17 protein-coding genes are annotated in these 19,949 nt (G+C 41.5%); 12 read left to right on the forward strand and 5 right to left on the reverse strand.

The features are described from left to right. The 3 genes from ABI367_RS01095 to ABI367_RS01105 form a co-directional block, all read left to right on the forward strand. The coding region (locus ABI367_RS01095; protein WP_462226616.1) for a DUF4270 family protein at window positions 1-611 on the forward strand (611 nt) is incomplete at its 5' end. An 84-nt stretch (window positions 612-695) separates the two neighbouring features. After that, window positions 696-2,537 (forward strand): glutamine--fructose-6-phosphate transaminase (isomerizing), encoded by a 1,842-nt coding sequence (gene glmS, locus ABI367_RS01100; protein ID WP_462226618.1) that lies wholly within the window; start codon window positions 696-698, stop codon window positions 2,535-2,537. 115 nt (window positions 2,538-2,652) lie between these two features. Continuing rightward, window positions 2,653-3,588, forward strand: coding sequence for a LysR substrate-binding domain-containing protein (locus ABI367_RS01105; RefSeq protein WP_462226620.1), 936 nt, complete (start codon window positions 2,653-2,655; stop codon window positions 3,586-3,588). Window positions 3,589-3,795: 207 nt separating this feature from the next. On the opposite strand, the gene ABI367_RS01110 is transcribed toward ABI367_RS01105, so the two are convergent. From ABI367_RS01110 to ABI367_RS01125, 4 genes are all read right to left on the reverse strand, one after another. After that, window positions 3,796-4,449: an HpaII family restriction endonuclease gene (locus ABI367_RS01110; RefSeq protein WP_462226622.1), complete on the reverse strand. Its 654-nt coding sequence runs from the start codon at window positions 4,447-4,449 to the stop codon at window positions 3,796-3,798. A gap of 244 nt (window positions 4,450-4,693) precedes the next feature. After that, entirely contained in the window at window positions 4,694-5,476 is a 783-nt protein-coding gene (locus tag ABI367_RS01115; protein WP_462226624.1) for an HNH endonuclease, read from the reverse strand. A 681-nt stretch (window positions 5,477-6,157) separates the two neighbouring features. Continuing rightward, window positions 6,158-7,516 (reverse strand): sensor histidine kinase, encoded by a 1,359-nt coding sequence (locus ABI367_RS01120; RefSeq protein WP_462226626.1) that lies wholly within the window; start codon window positions 7,514-7,516, stop codon window positions 6,158-6,160. Further along, a complete protein-coding gene (locus ABI367_RS01125) occupies window positions 7,513-8,208 on the reverse strand; it encodes a response regulator transcription factor (protein ID WP_462226628.1) in 696 nt (231 codons plus the stop codon). Before ABI367_RS01125 ends, ABI367_RS01120 begins: the two co-directional genes overlap by 4 nt. Before the next feature lie 123 nt (window positions 8,209-8,331). On the opposite strand from ABI367_RS01125, the gene ABI367_RS01130 reads away from it, so the two are divergent. Further along, window positions 8,332-9,156, forward strand: a complete 825-nt coding sequence (locus tag ABI367_RS01130; RefSeq protein WP_462226630.1) for an N-acetylmuramoyl-L-alanine amidase family protein — start codon at window positions 8,332-8,334, stop codon at window positions 9,154-9,156. Window positions 9,157-9,217: 61 nt separating this feature from the next. Here ABI367_RS01130 and ABI367_RS01135 read toward each other — a convergent pair whose 3' ends face one another. Further along, entirely contained in the window at window positions 9,218-9,460 is a 243-nt protein-coding gene (locus ABI367_RS01135; RefSeq protein WP_462226632.1) for a helix-turn-helix domain-containing protein, read from the reverse strand. A gap of 407 nt (window positions 9,461-9,867) precedes the next feature. Here ABI367_RS01135 and ABI367_RS01140 point away from each other — a divergent pair, with 407 nt between their 5' ends. The 8 genes from ABI367_RS01140 (at window position 9,868) to zwf (ending at window position 19,803) form a co-directional block, all read left to right on the forward strand. Then, window positions 9,868-11,097: a peroxiredoxin family protein gene (locus ABI367_RS01140; protein WP_462226634.1), complete on the forward strand. Its 1,230-nt coding sequence runs from the start codon at window positions 9,868-9,870 to the stop codon at window positions 11,095-11,097. Between the two features lie 334 nt (window positions 11,098-11,431). Further along, window positions 11,432-12,214 (forward strand): ROK family protein, encoded by a 783-nt coding sequence (locus ABI367_RS01145; protein WP_462226636.1) that lies wholly within the window; start codon window positions 11,432-11,434, stop codon window positions 12,212-12,214. A gap of 17 nt (window positions 12,215-12,231) precedes the next feature. Further along, on the forward strand, window positions 12,232-14,238 hold the full coding sequence (tkt, locus tag ABI367_RS01150) for a transketolase (protein ID WP_462226638.1): 2,007 nt from the start codon (window positions 12,232-12,234) through the stop codon (window positions 14,236-14,238). Window positions 14,239-14,322: 84 nt separating this feature from the next. Continuing rightward, window positions 14,323-15,021 carry a ribose 5-phosphate isomerase A gene (gene rpiA / locus ABI367_RS01155; protein WP_462226640.1) on the forward strand — a complete coding sequence of 233 codons (699 nt, stop codon included), beginning with the start codon at window positions 14,323-14,325 and terminating at the stop codon, window positions 15,019-15,021. A gap of 87 nt (window positions 15,022-15,108) precedes the next feature. Continuing rightward, entirely contained in the window at window positions 15,109-16,197 is a 1,089-nt protein-coding gene (gene tal, locus ABI367_RS01160) for a transaldolase (protein ID WP_462226642.1), read from the forward strand. A gap of 7 nt (window positions 16,198-16,204) precedes the next feature. Further along, window positions 16,205-16,831 carry an HAD family hydrolase gene (locus ABI367_RS01165; protein ID WP_462226643.1) on the forward strand — a complete coding sequence of 209 codons (627 nt, stop codon included), beginning with the start codon at window positions 16,205-16,207 and terminating at the stop codon, window positions 16,829-16,831. A gap of 2 nt (window positions 16,832-16,833) precedes the next feature. Further along, the gene (gene gndA, locus ABI367_RS01170; RefSeq protein ID WP_462226645.1) at window positions 16,834-18,258 is read left to right on the forward strand and encodes an NADP-dependent phosphogluconate dehydrogenase; all 1,425 of its coding nucleotides are present in this window, start codon (window positions 16,834-16,836) and stop codon (window positions 18,256-18,258) included. Between the two features lie 24 nt (window positions 18,259-18,282). After that, window positions 18,283-19,803 (forward strand): glucose-6-phosphate dehydrogenase, encoded by a 1,521-nt coding sequence (zwf, locus tag ABI367_RS01175; RefSeq protein WP_462226646.1) that lies wholly within the window; start codon window positions 18,283-18,285, stop codon window positions 19,801-19,803. Window positions 19,804-19,949 lie beyond the last annotated feature (146 nt).

A 19,949-nucleotide genomic window follows, 5' to 3' on the forward strand; every position in this document is an offset into this window, starting at 1 on the left:
CGGTAGATACAGCAATGGTAAGCTTACCCACCACCAGCCATGCGGTTGAGATTAAGCACACATATTCTGCAGCAGTACAAACGGAGTTAAATAACACCAACAAGTCAAGACCGGTAATTTATTTACAAGGATTGGCTGGATTGAGAGCTAAGATCAGCTTCCCATACTTAAAAAACATCCTTAAAACTATTGGATCTGATATTGTATTAAACCGCGCCGAACTGATAATAACACCTAACCCGGGTTCCGAAATACCGTTTGCACCTATACCGCAAATAAGTATGTACCGGTATGACCTCGCTCATCAGCGGGCACCTGTAGAAGATGCCTCCAGCGCAGATCCACGCGTATTAGACTATGGTTATTTTGGCGGGTTTTATTCAACAACAACTAAAAACTATCATTTTACCATAACCGCTTATATTGAGGACCTGTTAAGGGGCAGAACGGTGGATTATGGCACCTTTTTAGGCCCGGTTGATGCAGATGACAGGCAACTCTCTTATGCAGCAACGCCAACAACTGCCGCAAGGACATTTGCTATAGGGACTGATTCTACCTCACCCTACCGGATAAAACTAAATATTATTTACACCAAACTGGCCAAGTAATAAACACTAAGCCATTTCAAATTTTTTTTGTTAATTAGCAGTTATTAGCCTAACACGGCTAATAACTTATTTAATTATATTACTATGTGTGGAATAGTAGGTTATATTGGGCATAGAGACGCATACCCCATTATTATAAAAGGGTTACACAGGCTTGAATATCGGGGATATGACAGTGCCGGGGTTGCTTTAATAGATAAAGACAACGAACTAAGGGTTTATAAAAAAGCCGGCAAAGTTAGCGATTTGGAAAACTTTGTTAAAGATCTGGAACTTACCAGCACTATTGGTATGGGACATACGCGCTGGGCAACACATGGTGCGCCAAGCGACCGTAATTCGCACCCGCACTCGTCAGGCGACCGCAAACTTACTATTATACATAACGGCATTATTGAAAACTATGCCATTATTAAAGAAACCCTATTGGCCAAGGGTCACATTTTTAAAAGCGATACTGATACCGAGGTATTGATACATCTGGTTGAGGACATTAAAAAAGAAACCGGTGTTGACCTGCGCGAAGCGGTAAGGATTGCCTTAAATAAAGTTATTGGCGCATACGCAATAGTAATTATGAGCGCCGATGAGCCAGATTTGTTGATAGCTGCCCGCAAAGGCAGCCCTATGGTAATAGGCGTAGGCGAAAATGAATACTTTATAGCATCAGATGCTACGCCAATTGTTGAATACACTAAAAACGTTATTTATTTAAATGATAACGAAATAGCATACGTTGAGCGCGACAATCTGCTGATAAAAAATATCGATAATACCATTCAGATACCCTATATACATGAGCTTGACCTTAAACTGGAAATGCTTGAAAAAGGCGGCTATGAGCATTTTATGCTTAAAGAGATATATGAACAACCCCGGTCAATACGTGATTGCCTGAGGGGCCGCATATATCCACAGCAAGGCAAAGTGCAGTTAGGCGGCATTAAAGAATATGCCGAAAAACTGAAGAATGTTGACCGTATTATTATTATTGCGTGTGGTACTTCATGGCATGCAGGTTTGGTTGGCGAATATTTGATTGAAGAATATGCCCGTGTACCGGTTGAAGTAGAATATGCTTCGGAGTTCAGGTATCGTAACCCTATAATTTCTGAGCGCGACCTGGTGATAGCCATTTCGCAATCGGGCGAAACAGCCGATACCATGGCTGCCATTGAACTGGCTAAAGAAAAAGGCGCTACAATTTTTGGCATTTGTAATGTAGTAGGTTCGTCAATACCGCGCACTACACATGCGGGTGTTTATACCCATGCCGGTCCTGAAATTGGCGTAGCGTCAACCAAAGCTTTTACTGCACAGGTTACCGTACTTACATTATTGTCATTTTATATAGCACAACAACGGGGAATGATAACCCAAAGTAAACTGGTTGAATATTTAACCGAGTTAGATGCTATACCCGACTTGGTTGAGCGTGCACTAAAATCAAATGACCGCATTAAAGAAATTGCGGCTACGTTTATGGAAACAAACAATTGTTTGTTTCTGGGCCGCGGCAGTTCGTTCCCGGTTGCGCTTGAAGGTGCTTTGAAGCTTAAAGAAATATCATACATACACGCCGAGGGTTATCCTGCCGCCGAAATGAAACATGGACCTATTGCCCTAATTGACGAGGCCATGCCGGTTATATTTATTGCTACCAAAAACTCCTCGTACGAAAAAGTGATCAGCAACATCCAGGAGGTAAAAGCCCGCAAGGGTCGTGTTATCGCTATCGTGTCCGAAGGAGATGTGACTGTTAAAGAAATGGCCGATTATGTGATAGAGATACCTCAAACCCACGAAGCATTTGTGCCGCTGGTAGCTACCATCCCATTGCAATTACTGGCCTATCATATAGCGGTTATGCGCGGCTGCAATGTCGATCAGCCACGCAACCTGGCTAAATCAGTTACGGTAGAGTAATAAAGCATTATTAAAAAAACTCAAGCCGATAGGAAAACCTATCGGCTTTTTTTGTTGCAATTTATTAATATAGACAAAACTAATTTATTATTATATTTGAATAGATTTAATCTATATGACCATAGTTCAACTTGAATACATTGTAGCTGTTGATACCTATCGCAGTTTTGTAGCCGCCGCCGAAAAGTGTTTTGTAACCCAGCCTACCTTAAGTATGCAGGTGCAAAAACTGGAAGATACACTGGGCGTTAAATTATTTGACCGCAGCAAGCAGCCGGTTACACCAACAGAAATTGGCATCGATATTATAGCCCAGGCAAGGGTACTGTTATCAGAAAGCGAAAAAATAAAGGAGATCATATCCGACAGGCAAAAAGAACTATCCGGCGAATTAAAAGTGGGTATCATCCCTACCATATCGCCTTATATTTTGCCCAAAATAATTAGTGGCTTTGTAGAAAAATACCCGCATGTTAAACTGATTGTTTGGGAGCAAACCACCGAGAACATTATACAGCAATTAAAGCTGGGGATGATTGATTGCGGTATTTTATCAACCCCGCTGCATGAGAGTAGTTTAATAGAGATCCCTGTTTTTTACGAAAACTTTGTTGCCTACACCTCTAAAACCAGCAAACTGCATAAAAAGAAAAACATAAGCCCGGATGATATTGACATGGAAGAGATTTGGGTGCTTAATGAGGGGCACTGCATGCGCGAGCAGGTTTTAAATATTTGCCAGCGCCGCAAAGCTACACAGGGCTTTAAGCATTTTGAATATAATACCGGCAGTGTTGAAACCTTAAAACGAATGGTTGACCAAAATAACGGCGCCACCATTTTACCCGAGCTGGCCCTTGCCGACCTTAGCGATAAGCAACTGCACCGTGTACGCTATTTTAAATCGCCCGAGCCGGCGCGCGAGGTGAGTATTGTTATCCAAAAAAACTACCTGAAACGCCGAATGATAGACGCGCTAAAAAATGAGATACTGGAGTTTATACCCAAACGTATGCGCAGTAAAAAGAAAAAAGAAGTGATGGATATATAGCCGCATCAAACACTTTTGGCCCAAATTGGCCCGACTGACATAGTTGTGCCGCCACCATTAACGTGGTGGAGTTTTATTTTTTGCAAAATGGTGGGGAATGTGTTTTTTTATCCCGAAACGCAGGGAGAGTTCTTATACGCCTTTACGATTAGCCAAGAGACGGGGCAGGAGCTAGTGGAGGCGTATTAAAAAATGTTAACTAGTCTATTATTTAAACCTTATTTGGAGATTTAGCTTAATAAACAAATCTCCATTTTTGATAAAAAGTTGACCAAACCCGTGCCTGGTTGAACTAGGTGTTTCCATTTTTGTATTCTCCAGTAAATAATCTTCAAATAAATTACGATTAATTATATGGTAACAAATTACGTCCCCATCTTTTTTTACTATCAAATAACCTTCAGTCCCATCATATAACCCGGTCCATATTGTATTTGGCATCATACCCAGCGCCACTTCTGATAGAAAACGTTTTAATTTATGTTCGTAAAATTTGTGGTTTAAAGATTGATTATACTTCAATGGATTCAATGCAACTAATTGATTAGAAATATCCGATAATGCTACTATTCCATTTTTATAAAAAGCAATTATAGCATTAGATAGGATTTCGGGTAATAACGAGTCAATTAATATTAAATTATTTTTAAATATTTGATTATCAATATCCTGGAGTTCCAAGATGCAGCCATTAGAATAAATTGCTTTTATTCTATCGCTAATGTTGCTTGCAGAATTGATACTATTAATTTCGTTTATCTCAGAACGAGAAAGGGTTTTACCAGTTACAGCAAATGTAAAGTTTGAAGCGGCATTAGAAACAGTATGCTGTAGGTCTTCAAAGTTCTTTATAGGATGCATGATAATTTAATTTATCTGATATTATGAGACTATTAAAAGGTAACGGTATAATTAGTTTGTGCTATATCATAAAGATATAAATAACAATTGTTAAATATTCACTAAATAAAATCACCGGTTTTTAAGAAAGTGAGGGCAAATTCCATTCATTTATATAAAGCCAAAGTGTTATAAGCTTTTAATTTCTTCAGTATAAACCAATTCCGATAATCTGATATTTGCAATATCGGATATAAGTGAACTTTTAACCTACAAGTTCACCATATCTGTCATTATGAATTTTCAAAAATTCCGTATCAGGATAAAATTTCTTAGGCACTAAAAGTGAACTGCCGTCATAATCAATAAAGTTTTGCTTGATGCTTAACACATCTTTATGCTTATAAAACTTTGGAGAAATCTTTATTTTAAGGTCCTCGGTTACTGTAATTAGGTGCCGGTCAAAAGCCTTGTCATGCAAAGTATTTAAAGCCAATCCATTTTGAGGGCTTAACCTATTCCCTTGGTCTTTACTCCAAGGCACTATATGACTGGCTACAATTAATTCGGGTATGTTTATGCCAGTAATGCAGCATTGATTATTAAAATTTGATAAAACTATCTTTCTAAATTGTGATTGATTAACCCTAATCATCACCAAACGTTCTCTTTCTATGCCAATTGCAGGGGGTAAATTTTCTAAATCTATAGCATATACTTTTTCAATTGTTGTATGCTTTTTTTTCGCTAATAATTTTTCGCTTTCAAAAAATTGCTCATCCCAATTTTGCATGTATTCGTACCATACCTCAGCATCAAGTTTACTGGTATTAGGTAATCCGCCAACGCCTCTTTCTCTCAATTTAGGGTCAAAACTTGCGAAGTTCCCCAACTTACGTGCTACCGCGCTTGGACTGCGGCCTATCAATTCTGCTAACTCAATAACGTCAGCATTTCTGTTATGCATTTGCCCAAAGGGTATTTTGGAGTATAAATTTATTGCTAAAATAGATTGCTCCTTAGTCCAAAGAGTTTGGCCTTCTTTCATGATTGTTAGGTTTCTACCTCTAAAAATACTTGTTTACAATCAATATTTAAGCATTGGTTTATTTGCATTAAAAGATTAGTATGATAAAAATCGGAAATAACATCCGTTCTTGTTCCGCAAACCGGACAGGTGGTGGGTTGATCATTCATTAAATAGTAAGCTAACATACTATAAAAGTATATCGTAAAAAGTATAATATCAATCGGATATAAATGAACTATTATAAATAGCACAGCCACCGCACCGTTGCAGTGCAGCGCCTTGCTTTTCATAAGAAAATATAGGGAGGGGTATTGATGCGGAGAGCTTAAGAACGTGCTTTTAAAAATTGTATCCGGCAGTGCAGTTGCCTGCACCGCCATCTACAACCTCAAAATATTACATACATTCAGCAGTAAAGATAACCCAGGGGCTTGTTAGCCACAGCATAAAACACATTAGGATTTGATTAGAAATTGCGCGGGGCACCAGTTTAATGCCCATCCCGGGGCTGTGCAAGCTTTTGTAAAAATATTTTTCACAAACACCTGATAATCAATACATAAACGGCTAACAAAGTTCAAATTTAACTTACTATTAGGATGGTTAACACATTTATAACCCTTTTTTACATTAATGCCTTGATTATGAATATTTTAAGCCTAAAAAAATGCTGAAATGTGTTAAGTTGTGTTAAACGCTTTATCGCTTAAATTCTACCTTAACGGCGGTGCCCTGTGGCTGCGCGGCATCAATAGTTATGCTGCCATTAAACAGGCTTATAATTTTATGGGTTACATACAACCCTATGCCGTTGCCGTGGTGGCTGGCCACATTGCCGGCCCGGTAAAATGATTCAAACACTTTTTGCGCCTCGGCGGTGGGTATGCCTATGCCCTGGTCGGTAATGGTAATGGTTATTTTGGCGTTGTCAATATACAGGTCGCACTGCACGGGTTTGTTATTGCTAAACTTATAGGCGTTGCCTATAATATTATTCAGCGCAATGGTAAGCAGGGCCTTGTTGGCGGGTATGGATAACTTTTCGGGGTCCTCGGGCAGGCCCAGTATGTTTACCGTAAACATGCCCTTACCTATGCGCTTGGTCCAGTAGTCGTTTACTTCCCAAATCAGCTCGTCAATAGCTACGGGGCTTAATATGGCCTGGGTATAGTTCATATCTACCTGGGCAAGCTCCAACAAACCGGTTATGGTTTCTTTTAGGCGTTCGGCATCCGCAAGGACTGATCGTAGCAACAGGTCATACTCCTGCACGCTGCGGTCTTTATGCAGGGCCACTTCTACCTCGCCAATAATACTGGTTACGGGGGTGCGCAGCTCGTGCGAGGCATTGGTAACAAAGCTTTGCTGCAACTCAAAGGCATTTTCAAGGTGCATCAGCAGTCGGTTAAAGTTTTGGGCCAGGCGGCTTATCTCGTCCTTACCGTTACCCTCGTTTATGCGCATACTCAAGTTGCTGGCCCGTACCTGCTGCATTTGCTGCACCATATCGTCCAGCGGTTTTAATGATTTTTGGGCAAACCATCGCCCCACAAAAAACAGCAATGCTAACGAGGTTATCATAAACACGGCCATGATCTCTATCAAGTCGTCCAAACGTTTATTGCCCTGTATATCAATTGCCGAAACCAGTATCACAAAATCGCCCTGGTTATCTTTATAATAAATGCCCGCGCTTTGGTGGTCGCCCTCGGTAAATATCAGCTCATGCCGTTTGCGCACCAGGTTTATTATCTTATCGTTCCAGTGCTGGTTGTTATCATTAATAAATTTGGGGGCGTTGCGGTTATCATAAAAGCGCATCACCTCGCCGGTAAGCTGCCGCAGATAACGCTTGCGCACATTGGATAGCGAGTCGGACGATATTTCGTCGGCCTTTAAATACAACTGCGCGGCAACCTTAGCGCGGTCAAGCAGGCGGTTATCAAAATCAGTACGTACTATGGAGTTAAAGGCAAAGTATATAATAAACAGCGCGACGAACAAAATAACCGCCGTTATTAACGCAAAGTAAAGCGATAGCCGGTTCTTTATTTTCATGGCGTGGCAGTTTCTCCGCGTAAAATATAGCCGCGCCCTATTACCGTATGGATGAGCTTGCTTTTAAAACCCTTTTCAATTTTTTTACGCAGATAGTTTACATATACGTCAATAAAATTGGTGCCGGTATCAAAGCCAATATCCCAAACCTGCTGGCCAATATACTCGCGCGAGAGTATTTTATTGGGGTTGCGCAAAAAAAGCTCCAGCAGGCTGTACTCTTTGGCAGTAAGGGTAATTTGCCTGCCGCTGCGCTGTACCATGTTGTTCCAGGTGTCCAGCATAAGGTCCTCAAATTCCAGCACATGGTTTTCTTTAGCTGCCGCGACGGTTTGTCTGCGCATCAGGGCTTCTATGCGTGCCAGCAGCTCAATAAAGTGAAAGGGTTTTACAAGGTAATCGTCGGCACCGGCTTTGAGGCCGGCCACTTTGTTGTGTATTTGATCCAGCGCGGTAAGCATTAAAATAGGGGTGGTGCTGTCGGTGGTGCGTATGTCGCGGCAAAGGTCAATGCCGTTAATATCGGGCAGCATCACATCCAAAATAAACAGGTCGAAAGCATGGTTTTTAACTATTTGTTTAGCGTGTGCGCCATCCTTTGCTATAGTTATTTTATACCCATGCTCTTCCAGCCCCTTACAAATAAAGGCGGCAACTTTTTGTTCATCTTCAACCAAACAAATACTATACATGGCGTAACAATAACTATATAATTGCGAAGTTAGTATTAAGCCCTGTACAATAGCAAACGGGATATGTTAAATACCCATATTTCTTAGTAATTTCGCAGCAGATTAACGGCACCCATATCCAAAATGAATAAAACCCGCAAAGCTTTAAACCTATTTTTATTGAACTCCGTTTTACTGCTTGGCTTTATTGTTTTAAACTCGTTTACCAATCAGGATACTAGCAAAGCCACAGGCTTTAGGTTTAAAACAGTGGTTATTGATGCCGGGCACGGGGGTAAAGATCCCGGCGCGCATGGCTCGTACTCGGTCGAAAAAAATGTGACGCTATCCATCGCCAAAAAACTGCGCCGCGCTATTAACGATGAGCTAAGCAGCGTTAACGTAGTAATGACCCGCACGGATGATACGTTTATTGAGCTTGACCGCCGGTCGGAAATTGCCAATAATGCCAAGGGCAATTTGTTTATATCTATCCATTGTAATTCATCGCCCGAGGGCACGGCCGACAGGCCCAACAAACAAAAAGGGGTTATGATGCTGGTGTACCGTATTGGCAGGGTTGGAGAGCAGTTGGAGGCCATCCGTGAAAACTCGTCCATCTATATTGAAAAGGATTATAAAAAGAAGTACCAAAGCTACGCCGATAACGATCCGACCAATATTATCATTACCAACCTGTATATGCAAAAGTACCGCAAGCAAAGCATCTTGTTTGGCGGTCTGCTTAACGACGGTTTTAAAAATAACGATGGCCGCCCAAGCATCGGCGTAAAAGAGCAGGGCGTATTGGTGCTGGCGCATAGTGCCATGCCGGCAGTGCTTATTGAAACGGGCTTCATAAACAACCCACAGGAAGAAGAGTATTTAAACTCGGACGACGGCCAAAACGAAATAGTGCAAACTATATTACGGGCCATAAAAAAGTATAAAAAAGAGCTGTCTTTTTAATCGTCTTTGTACAATTACAACTACACATATCGTATATTATTACAGATTTGTTGTACAGTAATTAGTATATGCCCCTAAAAAAGCCGGTTAATGATACATCAAAATAGTAACATACCTTGCGCAGTGTTTCCAGGCGTATATCGATCTTGCCCGATTCTAAACGGGCAATGTTGATATTGGTATCGCTGTAAAACTTCTCCTGCGTTACCTCATTTTGCCGCCTTAGGCGCTTAATTTGCAGCGAAACCTTTTTTTTAAATGCCGCGTCCGAATTGTTAAGGTATTCAAAATCAGTAAATAACATAATGAGTAATCGTTTATACGTTGTGCAATTTTGCCGATGATAATAGTATTGAACCTATCTGTAAAGTTAAATTTTTATTTGCAAATTCTGACGAATAAGTCATTGCGGCAATGGATTTATGGCTTTACATTTGATAACATCACTTGATCCTACGAGTATCTTGAAAAATAAAAGTTAAATTTTGAATTCTCAGGCACCCAAGCTGGGGTTTTTTGTTCTTTGTTTTGGGTTTAATCAATAGTTTAAATTAATTAGGGGAAAGAGAGCTTCAAAAGAGCTCTCTTTTTTTTTGCCGATTTTTATGCTGCCCAATAGCGATGGGTTTTAAACCCATCGCTATGTTATTGTGCTATTATAATGACACTTAACAACCACGCCAGTATTATATTTGAGTGTAAATTTTGGCTATGAAACTTAAAACACTGCTATACCTGCCGTTAATATTACTTTGTCAAACTGCTTTTTCTCAAAAACTGGCAACCGGCATTTGGCGCGGCGCGCTAAAAACACAGAACGGTATAGACATACCCTTCAATTTTGAAGTAACCACCCATACACGCAAACCGCAGATAGCTATTATTAATGGCACAGAAAGGTTTAAGGTTGACGGGATTAGTTTTAAAAAAGACTCCGTTTTTATACAAATGCCTTTGTTTGATTCGGAGTTTAGGCTGAAAAAGGTGGCGGGTAACCTGCAAGGTAAGTGGATACGCCATTTGGGCGACCATGATGTAGCCATGAATTTTACGGCTACGCCAAACACCCCATGGCGCATGATAAAAGATCCGGGAAAGCCAGCGGTTAATATTACAGGCAGATGGTCGGCTACATTTGTGAGCAGTAATGGCAATAAAGACATTACCGTGGGCGAGTTTAAACAAACCGCCAATAAGCTAACCGGCACTATTTTAACCACCACCGGCGATTACCGTTACCTGGAAGGCGTTGTTACTGCCGGTAATATGCTTCTCCTTTCGGCGTTTGATGGCAACCATAACTATTTATTTACCGGTAAAATAAACGGTAAAAACATTATTGACGGCAAGCTATACTCGGGCTTAACCAGCGTAACCAACTGGACGGCCCACCGCGATAATAACGCCAAACTACCCGACGCGTACTCGCTTACCGCGTTAAAGCCGGGGTATAAAAAAATAAGCTTTTCTTTCCTGGATATGAACCACAAAAAGGTATCATTAACTGATGTACATTTTAAAAACAAGGTAGTTATTGTGCAGATATTAGGCTCGTGGTGCCCCAACTGTATGGACGAAACCGCCTATTTGATCAACTATTATAAAAAATACCACCGCAAAGGTGTTGAAATAGTGGGCCTTGCCTATGAGCGCACTAAGGATTATAACAAATCAAAAACATCGCTGCTGCAATTAAGGCAGCGCTTTAACATACCCTACCCTTTATTAATAACAGGCTACACCGCCAGTGGTGATGACCCGGCCAAAAGCCTGCCCATGCTGGCCAAGGTGTTAGGTTTTCCCACTACCATTATTATTGATAAAAAGGGCAATGTGCGTAAAATACATACCGGCTTTAGCGGCCCCGGTACCGGTAAATATTATACCGAATTTAAAAAGGAATTTGAAACCCTTACTGATGGTTTACTGGCTGAGCAATAGAAAAACCATAAATGGTGGTTTTTATGGTATAGATCATAAGTTTGTTAATATTTTGCGGATATAACCATTATATAAGTAGATTTGGGATATAAAGTCCTTTTTTAGTCCCTATTGGTGGTTTGATTTCCGTACAGACTAAAAAAAGATAGTGTATTTTTTACACATATTATTATTTATTTTCAAAATATAGGTTACTTTTGTTTATATATGTGGCAAAAGCTGCCGTGTATTACATTAATTTAACTTAACCAAACAACATTTTTTGCATATAACTGCATTTTTATACCAATTTTTGTTTGTATAAGATATCGATTGCAGAAAAATTATAAACGGAATGGCCCGCGGCACTACTATAAAAAAAACAATATCCCCAATAAAGATCCTTTCTATTGACGTTGGGGGCTCGCATGTTAAGGCGGTTGTTTTAAATAGCGAGGGCCAATTGCTACAGCAATATCAAAAGATAACCACGCCGTCGCCGGCAAACCCGGCTAGCCTCATCAAGGCTATAAAAACCTTAACTAAAGATTTTCCACCGTATGATTATATCTCGGTAGGTTTCCCCGGGTATGTAAAAAACGGCGTTATAAAAACCGCCCCCAATCTGGATAATACATCATGGAAAAATTTTAACCTGAGCAAAAAGCTGGGCACAGCATTGGGCAAACCGGCTAAAGTGGTTAATGATGCCGATATGCAGGGGCTGGGGGTTGTTGCCGGCAAAGGGCTTGAGATGGTATTAACGCTTGGTACGGGGTTCGGTTCGGCGTTATTGCTTGATGGCAACCTGCTGCCGCATCTTGAAATGGCGCATCATCCCTTTACCAAACACAATACCTATGACGACTACATAGGCGAGAAAGCCCTGGAGAACCTGGGCGACAAAAAATGGAACAAACGCCTTAAAAAAGTTTTAGCAGTTTTAAAAACTGTTTTCAACTACGATACTTTATATATTGGCGGGGGCAATGCCCGTAAAATAAATTTTAAGCTGAATAAGAACATAAAAATTGTAACCAACGAAGACGGCATAAAAGGCGGCGCGCGTTTATGGGCTACCCCCAACGAACAAAGCCCGGTTAAAGTGCCGGCTAAAAAAGTAAATCACCAAAACTAGTATAATACAATAAAAAAATGGAGTCAACTACAAAAAGCATTGAAGAATTAGGCATTGATACGGTACGCATCCTATCTGCAGACGCCGTACAAAAGGCTAATTCTGGTCACCCGGGTACTGCTATGGCACTTGCGCCAGTAGGTCATGTACTTTGGACAGAGTTTTTAAACTATAACCCGCAAAACCCTGATTGGGCAAACCGCGACAGGTTTATTTTATCTGCCGGTCATGCCTGTATATTACAGTACAGTTTTTTACACCTTTTAGGTTATGACCTGTCTTTAGATGATATCAAAAACTTCCGTCAGTTGCACAGCAAAACTGCGGGTCACCCCGAATATGGTTTGTGTCCGGGTATTGATGTAACTACAGGCCCGTTGGGCCAGGGTTTTGCAAATGGGGTTGGTTTTGCCATTGGTCAAAAACATTTAGCTGCCCGTTATAATAAACCCGGATTTAATGTATTTGATTATCACGTTTACGCAATATGCAGCGATGGTGATATGATGGAAGGTGTAACTTCTGAAGCGGCTTCGTTAGCGGGCCATTTAGAGTTGGGTAACATCATCTACTTATATGATGATAACAAAATATCAATTGAAGGCAGCACAGACATTGCTTTTAACGAGGATGTTGATGCACGTTTCAGAAGCTACGGCTGGCATGTACAGTCGGTAAGTGATGCAAACGATATCCACGCATTGCATCAAGCTTTAGTTAACGCTAAATCCGAAACTCAAAAACCATCATTAATTCGTGTACGTTCATTAATTGCTTACGGCAGCCCTAATAAATCAGGTACTGCAGGTTCGCACGGATCGCCACTTGGTGCTGACGAGATAAAATTGGTTAAAGAATTTTTTGGGTTTGATCCTGATAAATCATTTAACGTACCAACCGAAGTTGCTGAATACTATAAACAAGTAGGTTCACGCGGTATCGAGACCGAGAAAAAATGGAACCAATTATTTAGCGATTATAAAGCTAAATTCCCTGAACTGGCTGCCGAGTTTGAAGAGGCCTTTGCAGGTAAATTACCAAAAGGCTGGGCAGATAAATTACCGGTATTTAAAGGCTCTGATCCTAAAATGGCAACCCGCCAGGCGTCAGGCAAAGTATTAAATGCTATTGCCGGCAGCTTGCCAAACATGATAGGCGGCGCAGCAGATTTGGCTCCATCTACCGAAACTACACTTAAAGAATCATCTTCATTTACATCCGAGGACCGTACAGGCCGCAACTTCCACTTTGGTATCCGCGAGCACGCTATGGGATCAGCTTTAAATGGTATGTCATTAACCAAGGGTATTATTCCTTTTGGAGCTACTTTCCTGATGTTCTCTGAGTATATGCGCCCGCCAATACGTTTGGCTGCCATTATGAAGATAGCCCCGATATTTGTTTATACGCATGATAGTATTGGTTTGGGCGAAGATGGTACTACCCACCAGCCTATTGAGCAATTAATATCATTACGCTCTATACCAAACATTACCGTTATACGTCCGGCTGATGCCAACGAAACTGCACATGCATGGCGCGTAGCGGTTGAGAAACAAGACGGCCCGACTGTGTTGGTGTTTACCCGCCAGGGCTTGCCTATTATTGATCAGGATAAATATGCTAAGGCATCAAACCTTGAAAAAGGCGCTTATGTATTATCAGAAGCTTCAAAAACTCCGCAGGTAATATTAATGGCAACCGGATCTGAAGTGGCATTGATTATGGATGCCCAGGCTAAATTAGAAGCTGATGGCGTTGCAACCCGTGTGGTAAGTATGCCGTCATGGGAGCTGTTTGAAAAACAGGATGCCGCTTACAAAGAGTCGGTGTTCCCTAAAGCAATTAAAAAACGTTTAGCTGTTGAGATGGCTTCGCCGCTGGGATGGCATAAATACGTAACCGACGAAGGTGATACTTTATGTATGACCACATTCGGCGAATCGGCCCCGGCAGAAGAATTATACAAATACTTCGGCTTTACGGTTGATAACGTAGTTAAAAAAGCGAAAGCGTTATTATAGATATGAGTATTGAGATGTGAGATTTGAGACAGAGTTCCTGTCAATATCTCACATCTCATATCTCACTTCTCAAATCTATAAACAATGATCTGGCAAAGCGACATTATCAAAAATCTGGAGTGGGGCGACACCATCAGCAATAAGGCCGCTAAACAAAAAGTAGCCGAACAAATTGCTGCAAAAGTGAAGGATGGTGATGTGTTAGGTGTTGGCTCGGGTTCTACATCATTTATGGCTATATTAGCCATTGCGGATAAGATAAAGGGGGAGAAGCTGAATATCAAAGCCATACCAACCTCGATAGAGATAGGGATGTTTTGCAGCAAACTGGGCATACCACTTACCAGCTTGACAGAGGCCAGTCCCGACTGGTACTTTGATGGCGCTGATGAGGTGGACCCCAACAAAAATTTAATAAAGGGCCGCGGGGGCGCTATGTTTAAAGAGAAGCTTTTAATGAGCTGCAGCCCGGTTAATTATATTATTGTTGATGAAAGCAAACTGGTAAATAAGCTGGGAAGCAAGTTCCCTGTACCGATAGAAGTTTTTCCGGCAGCAGTATTGCATGTAGAAGAACAGTTAAAGGCGCTTGAAGCCGATAGCCTGGTCATCCGGCCGGCAAAAGGCAAGGATGGTCCGGTGATTACTGAGAACGGCAACCTGGTATTGGATGCAAAATTTGGTAACATTCCGTTTGATCTGGAGCAAAAAATAAAAGCCATAACCGGCGTTATTGAAAGTGGCCTGTTCATTAATTATAATGTAGAGGTACTGGTAGCTTAAAAAGTAAAGTAACGTGACAATAGGTGGTACGCTTATTGTCGCCATTAAATAGAAGTTTTAAAAAGTTAATTAATCAATCACAATACAATGAATAACGTAAAGCAAATACATAGTTTCGGCCAAAGCATCTGGCTTGATTTTATTGACCGTGCCATTATTAACAATGGTAAATTAAAAAGCCTTATTGATGTTGACGGCGTTAGAGGTGTAACTTCAAACCCTGCAATTTTTGAAAAAGCTATTACCAGCAGTTCAGATTATGATGCGGATATACGCGCTTTAAGCGGAAGCGCCTCAACTACCGAAGAGTTGTTTTTTGGCTTAGCTGTTAAAGATATACAAGCCGCTGCCGATTTATTTAAAGGTGTACACGCCGAAGATAAAATGGACGGCTATGTAAGTTTAGAAGTGTCTCCGTTTTTAGCCTTAGATACCGAAGGTACATTTGAACAAGCTAAAAAACTATGGAAACAAGTTGACCGCAAAAACGTAATGATCAAAATTCCGGGTACACAACCTGGTTTATCGGCCATCCGCCAGTCAATTGCGCAAGGTATCAACATTAACGTAACCCTGTTATTTGGGTTAGAGCGTTACCGTGCAGTAACTGAAGCCTACATTGCAGGTTTAGAAGATCATTTAGCTGCAGGTCATTCAATCGGTCATATCTCATCAGTAGCCAGTTTCTTTTTAAGTCGTATTGATGTTATTGTTGACCCATTATTAGACCAAAAAGGTTTAGGCGAATTAAAAGGCGAGGTTGCTATCGCGTCGGCTAAAAAAGCTTACGAAATTTATAAAGAAGTATTTAGCGGCCCGCGTTGGGAAAAATTAGCAGCCGCAGGTGCACAACCGCAACGTTTGTTATGGGCAAGTACCAGCAGCAAAAACCCTGCGTTTAAAGACACTAAATATGTTGAAGCTTTAATTGGCCCTGATACTGTTGATACCGTTCCGTTAGAAACTATTGAAGCTTTCCGCGATCATGGTATTGCTGCCAATACTTTAGAGCCAGGATTAGATACAGCTACCGAAATTTTAAACAGGGTAAAAGCTGCCGGCATTAATATGGATGAGATAACCCAAACTTTAGAGGATGAGGGTATTGATAAATTCAATAAGCCTTTCGAAAAACTGTTAAAATCTATCGAAGATCAGCAAGAAAAAGTAAAATAAGCTGCTGATGAAGATGCACGATATTAAAATACTTTTTTTTGACATAGGCGGCGTTGTACTAAGCAATGGCTGGGGGCAGGAGTCGCGCAAACTGGCGGCAAAAAAATTCGACCTCGACTATGAGGAAGTAAACGCCCTGCACAATTTTATATTTAATGTATATGAAATTGGCGCCATTACCTTAGATGAGTATTTAGATACCGTAATATTTAACCATCCCCGCGAGTTTACTCGCGAGGATTTTAAACAATTCATTTATTCACGTTCTGTTGAGTTGCCCGAAACTTTAGCCTGGCTAAAAAAATGGAAGAAAGACTGCGGTTTCCGTATCATATCTATTAATAACGAGGGAAAGGAACTGAACGATTACCGTGTTAAAAAATATAAACTCCACGAGTTTTTTGATGCCTTTGTATCATCGTGCGAGGTAAAAATGCGCAAACCCGACCCGGGCATATTTAAGCTGGCTATGGGCATTGCGCAGGTAAGTCCCAAACAATGCGTTTACTTTGACGACCGCATAATGTTTGTAAATGCAGCCCAGAAACTGGGCATCAGGGCATTTTTACATACCGACCTTGCATCAACCAAAGCCATATTGGAAAAACTAAAAGAAGAAAATCATCACAAATAATTATGAGTGCAACACCAGATAAATACGATTTTGGCATGATTGGCCTGGGCGTAATGGGCCGCAACCTGTTACTAAACATGGGCGACCATGGTGTAAAAGGCGCAGGCTTTGATAAGGATGCCGGTAAGGGCCAGGCTTTAGAGCAGGAAAGCACAAACGGCAATTTGAAAGGCTTTAGCGATGTAAAAGAATTTGTAGCCAGCCTGAACACCCCGCGTACCATTATGATGCTGGTGCCTGCCGGTAAAATTGTTGATGATGTTATTGAAGAACTATTACCACTAATTGATAAAGGCGATTTGATTATTGACGGCGGTAACACTTATTACACTGATACCAACCGCCGTTTTGATTACCTGAACAGCAAAGGCATCCACTTTTTTGGCATGGGTGTATCCGGTGGCGAAGAGGGCGCACGTCGCGGCCCGAGCATGATGCCGGGTGGCGATAAAGCGGCCTATGAGGTGATGAAACCCATATTAGAATCTATTGCTGCTAAGGTTGATGGTGAGCCATGTGTTACTTATTGCGGCACAGGTTCGGCAGGGCATTTTGTTAAAATGGTGCACAACGGTATCGAGTACGCCGTGATGCAGTTATTGGCCGAAACTTACGAGATATTGAAAAAAGGTCTGGGCCTTGACAATGCTGCCATAGGCGAAATATTTAAAGAGTGGAACGATGGCCGTTTAAAATCGTTTTTGATGGAAGTTACCCGTGATATTTTTCAATATAAAGCACCGGGAACCGACCATTTATTATTAGATGATATTAAAGACGAAGCCCGTGCCAAAGGTACCGGCAAATGGACATCACAGGTGGCTATGGATTTGCAGGCACCCATACCAACTATTGATACATCAGTTTCTATGCGTGATCTTTCTAAATACAAAGATCTGCGCGTAAAGGCAGAAGCTTTGTATGGTGGTGTAAAAGCGCAATTGAATGTGGATAAAGCAGCGTTTATAAAATCATTAGAAGAGGCGTTTTACTTCAACATGGTCATCAGCTATGCGCAAGGCATCCACATGTTAACCCGCGCCTCTGCCGAGTTTAACTATGGTTTAAATCTGGCCGAGATAGCCAAAATATGGAGAGGCGGCTGTATCATCCGTTCATTATTCTTACAAGATATTTACACAGCATTTAGCGCTAACCCTGGTTTAGAGCACCTGTTATTAGATAACGGCGTGGCTAACGTAGTTAAAGGTGTTGTTGGTGGTGCCCGTACGGTTGTATCGGCAGTTACCGCTGCCGGAATTGCCGCGCCTTGCTATGCTGAGTCATTAAGTTACTTTGATGCTTTCCGCAGCGGCAGGATGCCATCAAACCTGATACAAGCACAACGCGACTATTTTGGCGCGCACACCTATGAACTTATTGGTAAAGAAGGAACATTCCATACCCAATGGGTGGCAAAAAATTAATATTAACAGAAATATAGCAATATCATGTCCTCAAAAATAATATCAGAGCCTACTATATTTATCATATTCGGAGGTACCGGCGACCTTAACTCGCGTAAACTTGCCCCCGCGCTTTACAACTTATACCTTGATGGCTGGATGCCTAAACAATTTGCCTTCATTGGCACTGGTCGTACAAAATTGACGGATGAGCAATTCAGAACCAACTTATTAAACGATATCAACCAGTTTTCGCGCAGCGGCAAAACCACCAAAGCCAAATGGGACGATTTCTCAAAAAATATTTATTACCAGGTATCTGACGCTAAAGATGCCGAGACCTATAAAGAGTTTGGCAAACGTATAGAGGCGCTTAATACCGAGTGGAAAACCAAAGCCAACGTAATGTATTACCTGGCCGTTGCGCCTGAGTTTTTCCCTATCATCGCTTCAAATATCTCCAAAGCCAAGCTGGCCCAGGATCCTGACAAAACAAGGATAGTGATTGAAAAACCTTTTGGTCACGACCTGGAATCGGCCAAAGAACTGAACAAGTTGCTGGCAGGCATTTTTGATGAAAAGCAGATCTACCGTATCGACCATTATTTAGGTAAAGAAACCGTACAAAATATTATGGCGTTCCGTTTTGCCAACTCCATATTGGAGCCGATGTGGAACCGTAATTATATAGAGCACGTACAAATTTCGGTAACAGAGCAATTAGGCGTACAGGACCGCGGCCCTTATTATGAAGGTTCGGGTGCTTTACGCGATATGATTCAAAATCACTTATTGCAATTGCTTTGCTTTATAGCAATGGAGCCCCCTATCAGCTTTAACGCCGATGAGGTGCGCGACCGTAAAGTGGATGTATTAAGAGCCATGCGCAAATTTACCCCCGATGATGTACGCATGTCGGCAGTACGTGGGCAATATGGACCGGGATGGATAGAAGGGCAGGAAGTGCCGGGCTACCGCCAGGAAAACAAAGTTGACCCGGATTCAAATACCGAAACTTTTGCCGCCATGAAGTTCTTTGTAGATAACTGGCGCTGGCACGGTGTGCCTTTTTATGTACGTACCGGTAAACGCATGCACCAATCGACATCAACTATTACTATACAATTTAGGGATGTACCGCATTTGGTGTTCCCTAAAGAAGCTACCGAAAGCTGGCAGCAAAACAGACTCATCATCAGCATACAGCCCGAAATGAGCATACGCCTGCAGGTACAGGCCAAGCGCCCGGGTATTGATATGGTATTAAATACTGTTGATATGGTATTTGACTACAAAGGCACCTATACCAGTGAGGCGCCTGAAGCTTATGAAACCCTGTTGCTTGATACCATGATGGGCGACCAGACCCTGTTTATGCGCGGCGACCAGGTAGAAGAAGCATGGGATTTGATAATGCCTATATTAAGCACATGGGAAGGCAAAAAGAGCCTGAACTTCCCTAACTATTCGGCAGACTCATGGGGACCTGAACTTGCAGAGGCGTTAATTGCCCGCGATGGTTTCCATTGGTTTACCTTACCGCTTAACGCAACTAAAAAGAAATAGACACTTTTTCATTGTCATTTCGAACGAGGAACGAGGAGAAATCTTATACACCATATAGCGCGTTAAGCCTATAGTATAAGATTTCTCTTCGCCCCTTTTACACAAGGCTATACGGGCTCATCGAAATGACAGTTTTATTAATATTA

This window comes from Mucilaginibacter sp. (genome assembly GCF_039935595.1).
In the GTDB taxonomy this organism is placed as follows: Bacteria; Bacteroidota; Bacteroidia; order Sphingobacteriales; family Sphingobacteriaceae; genus Mucilaginibacter.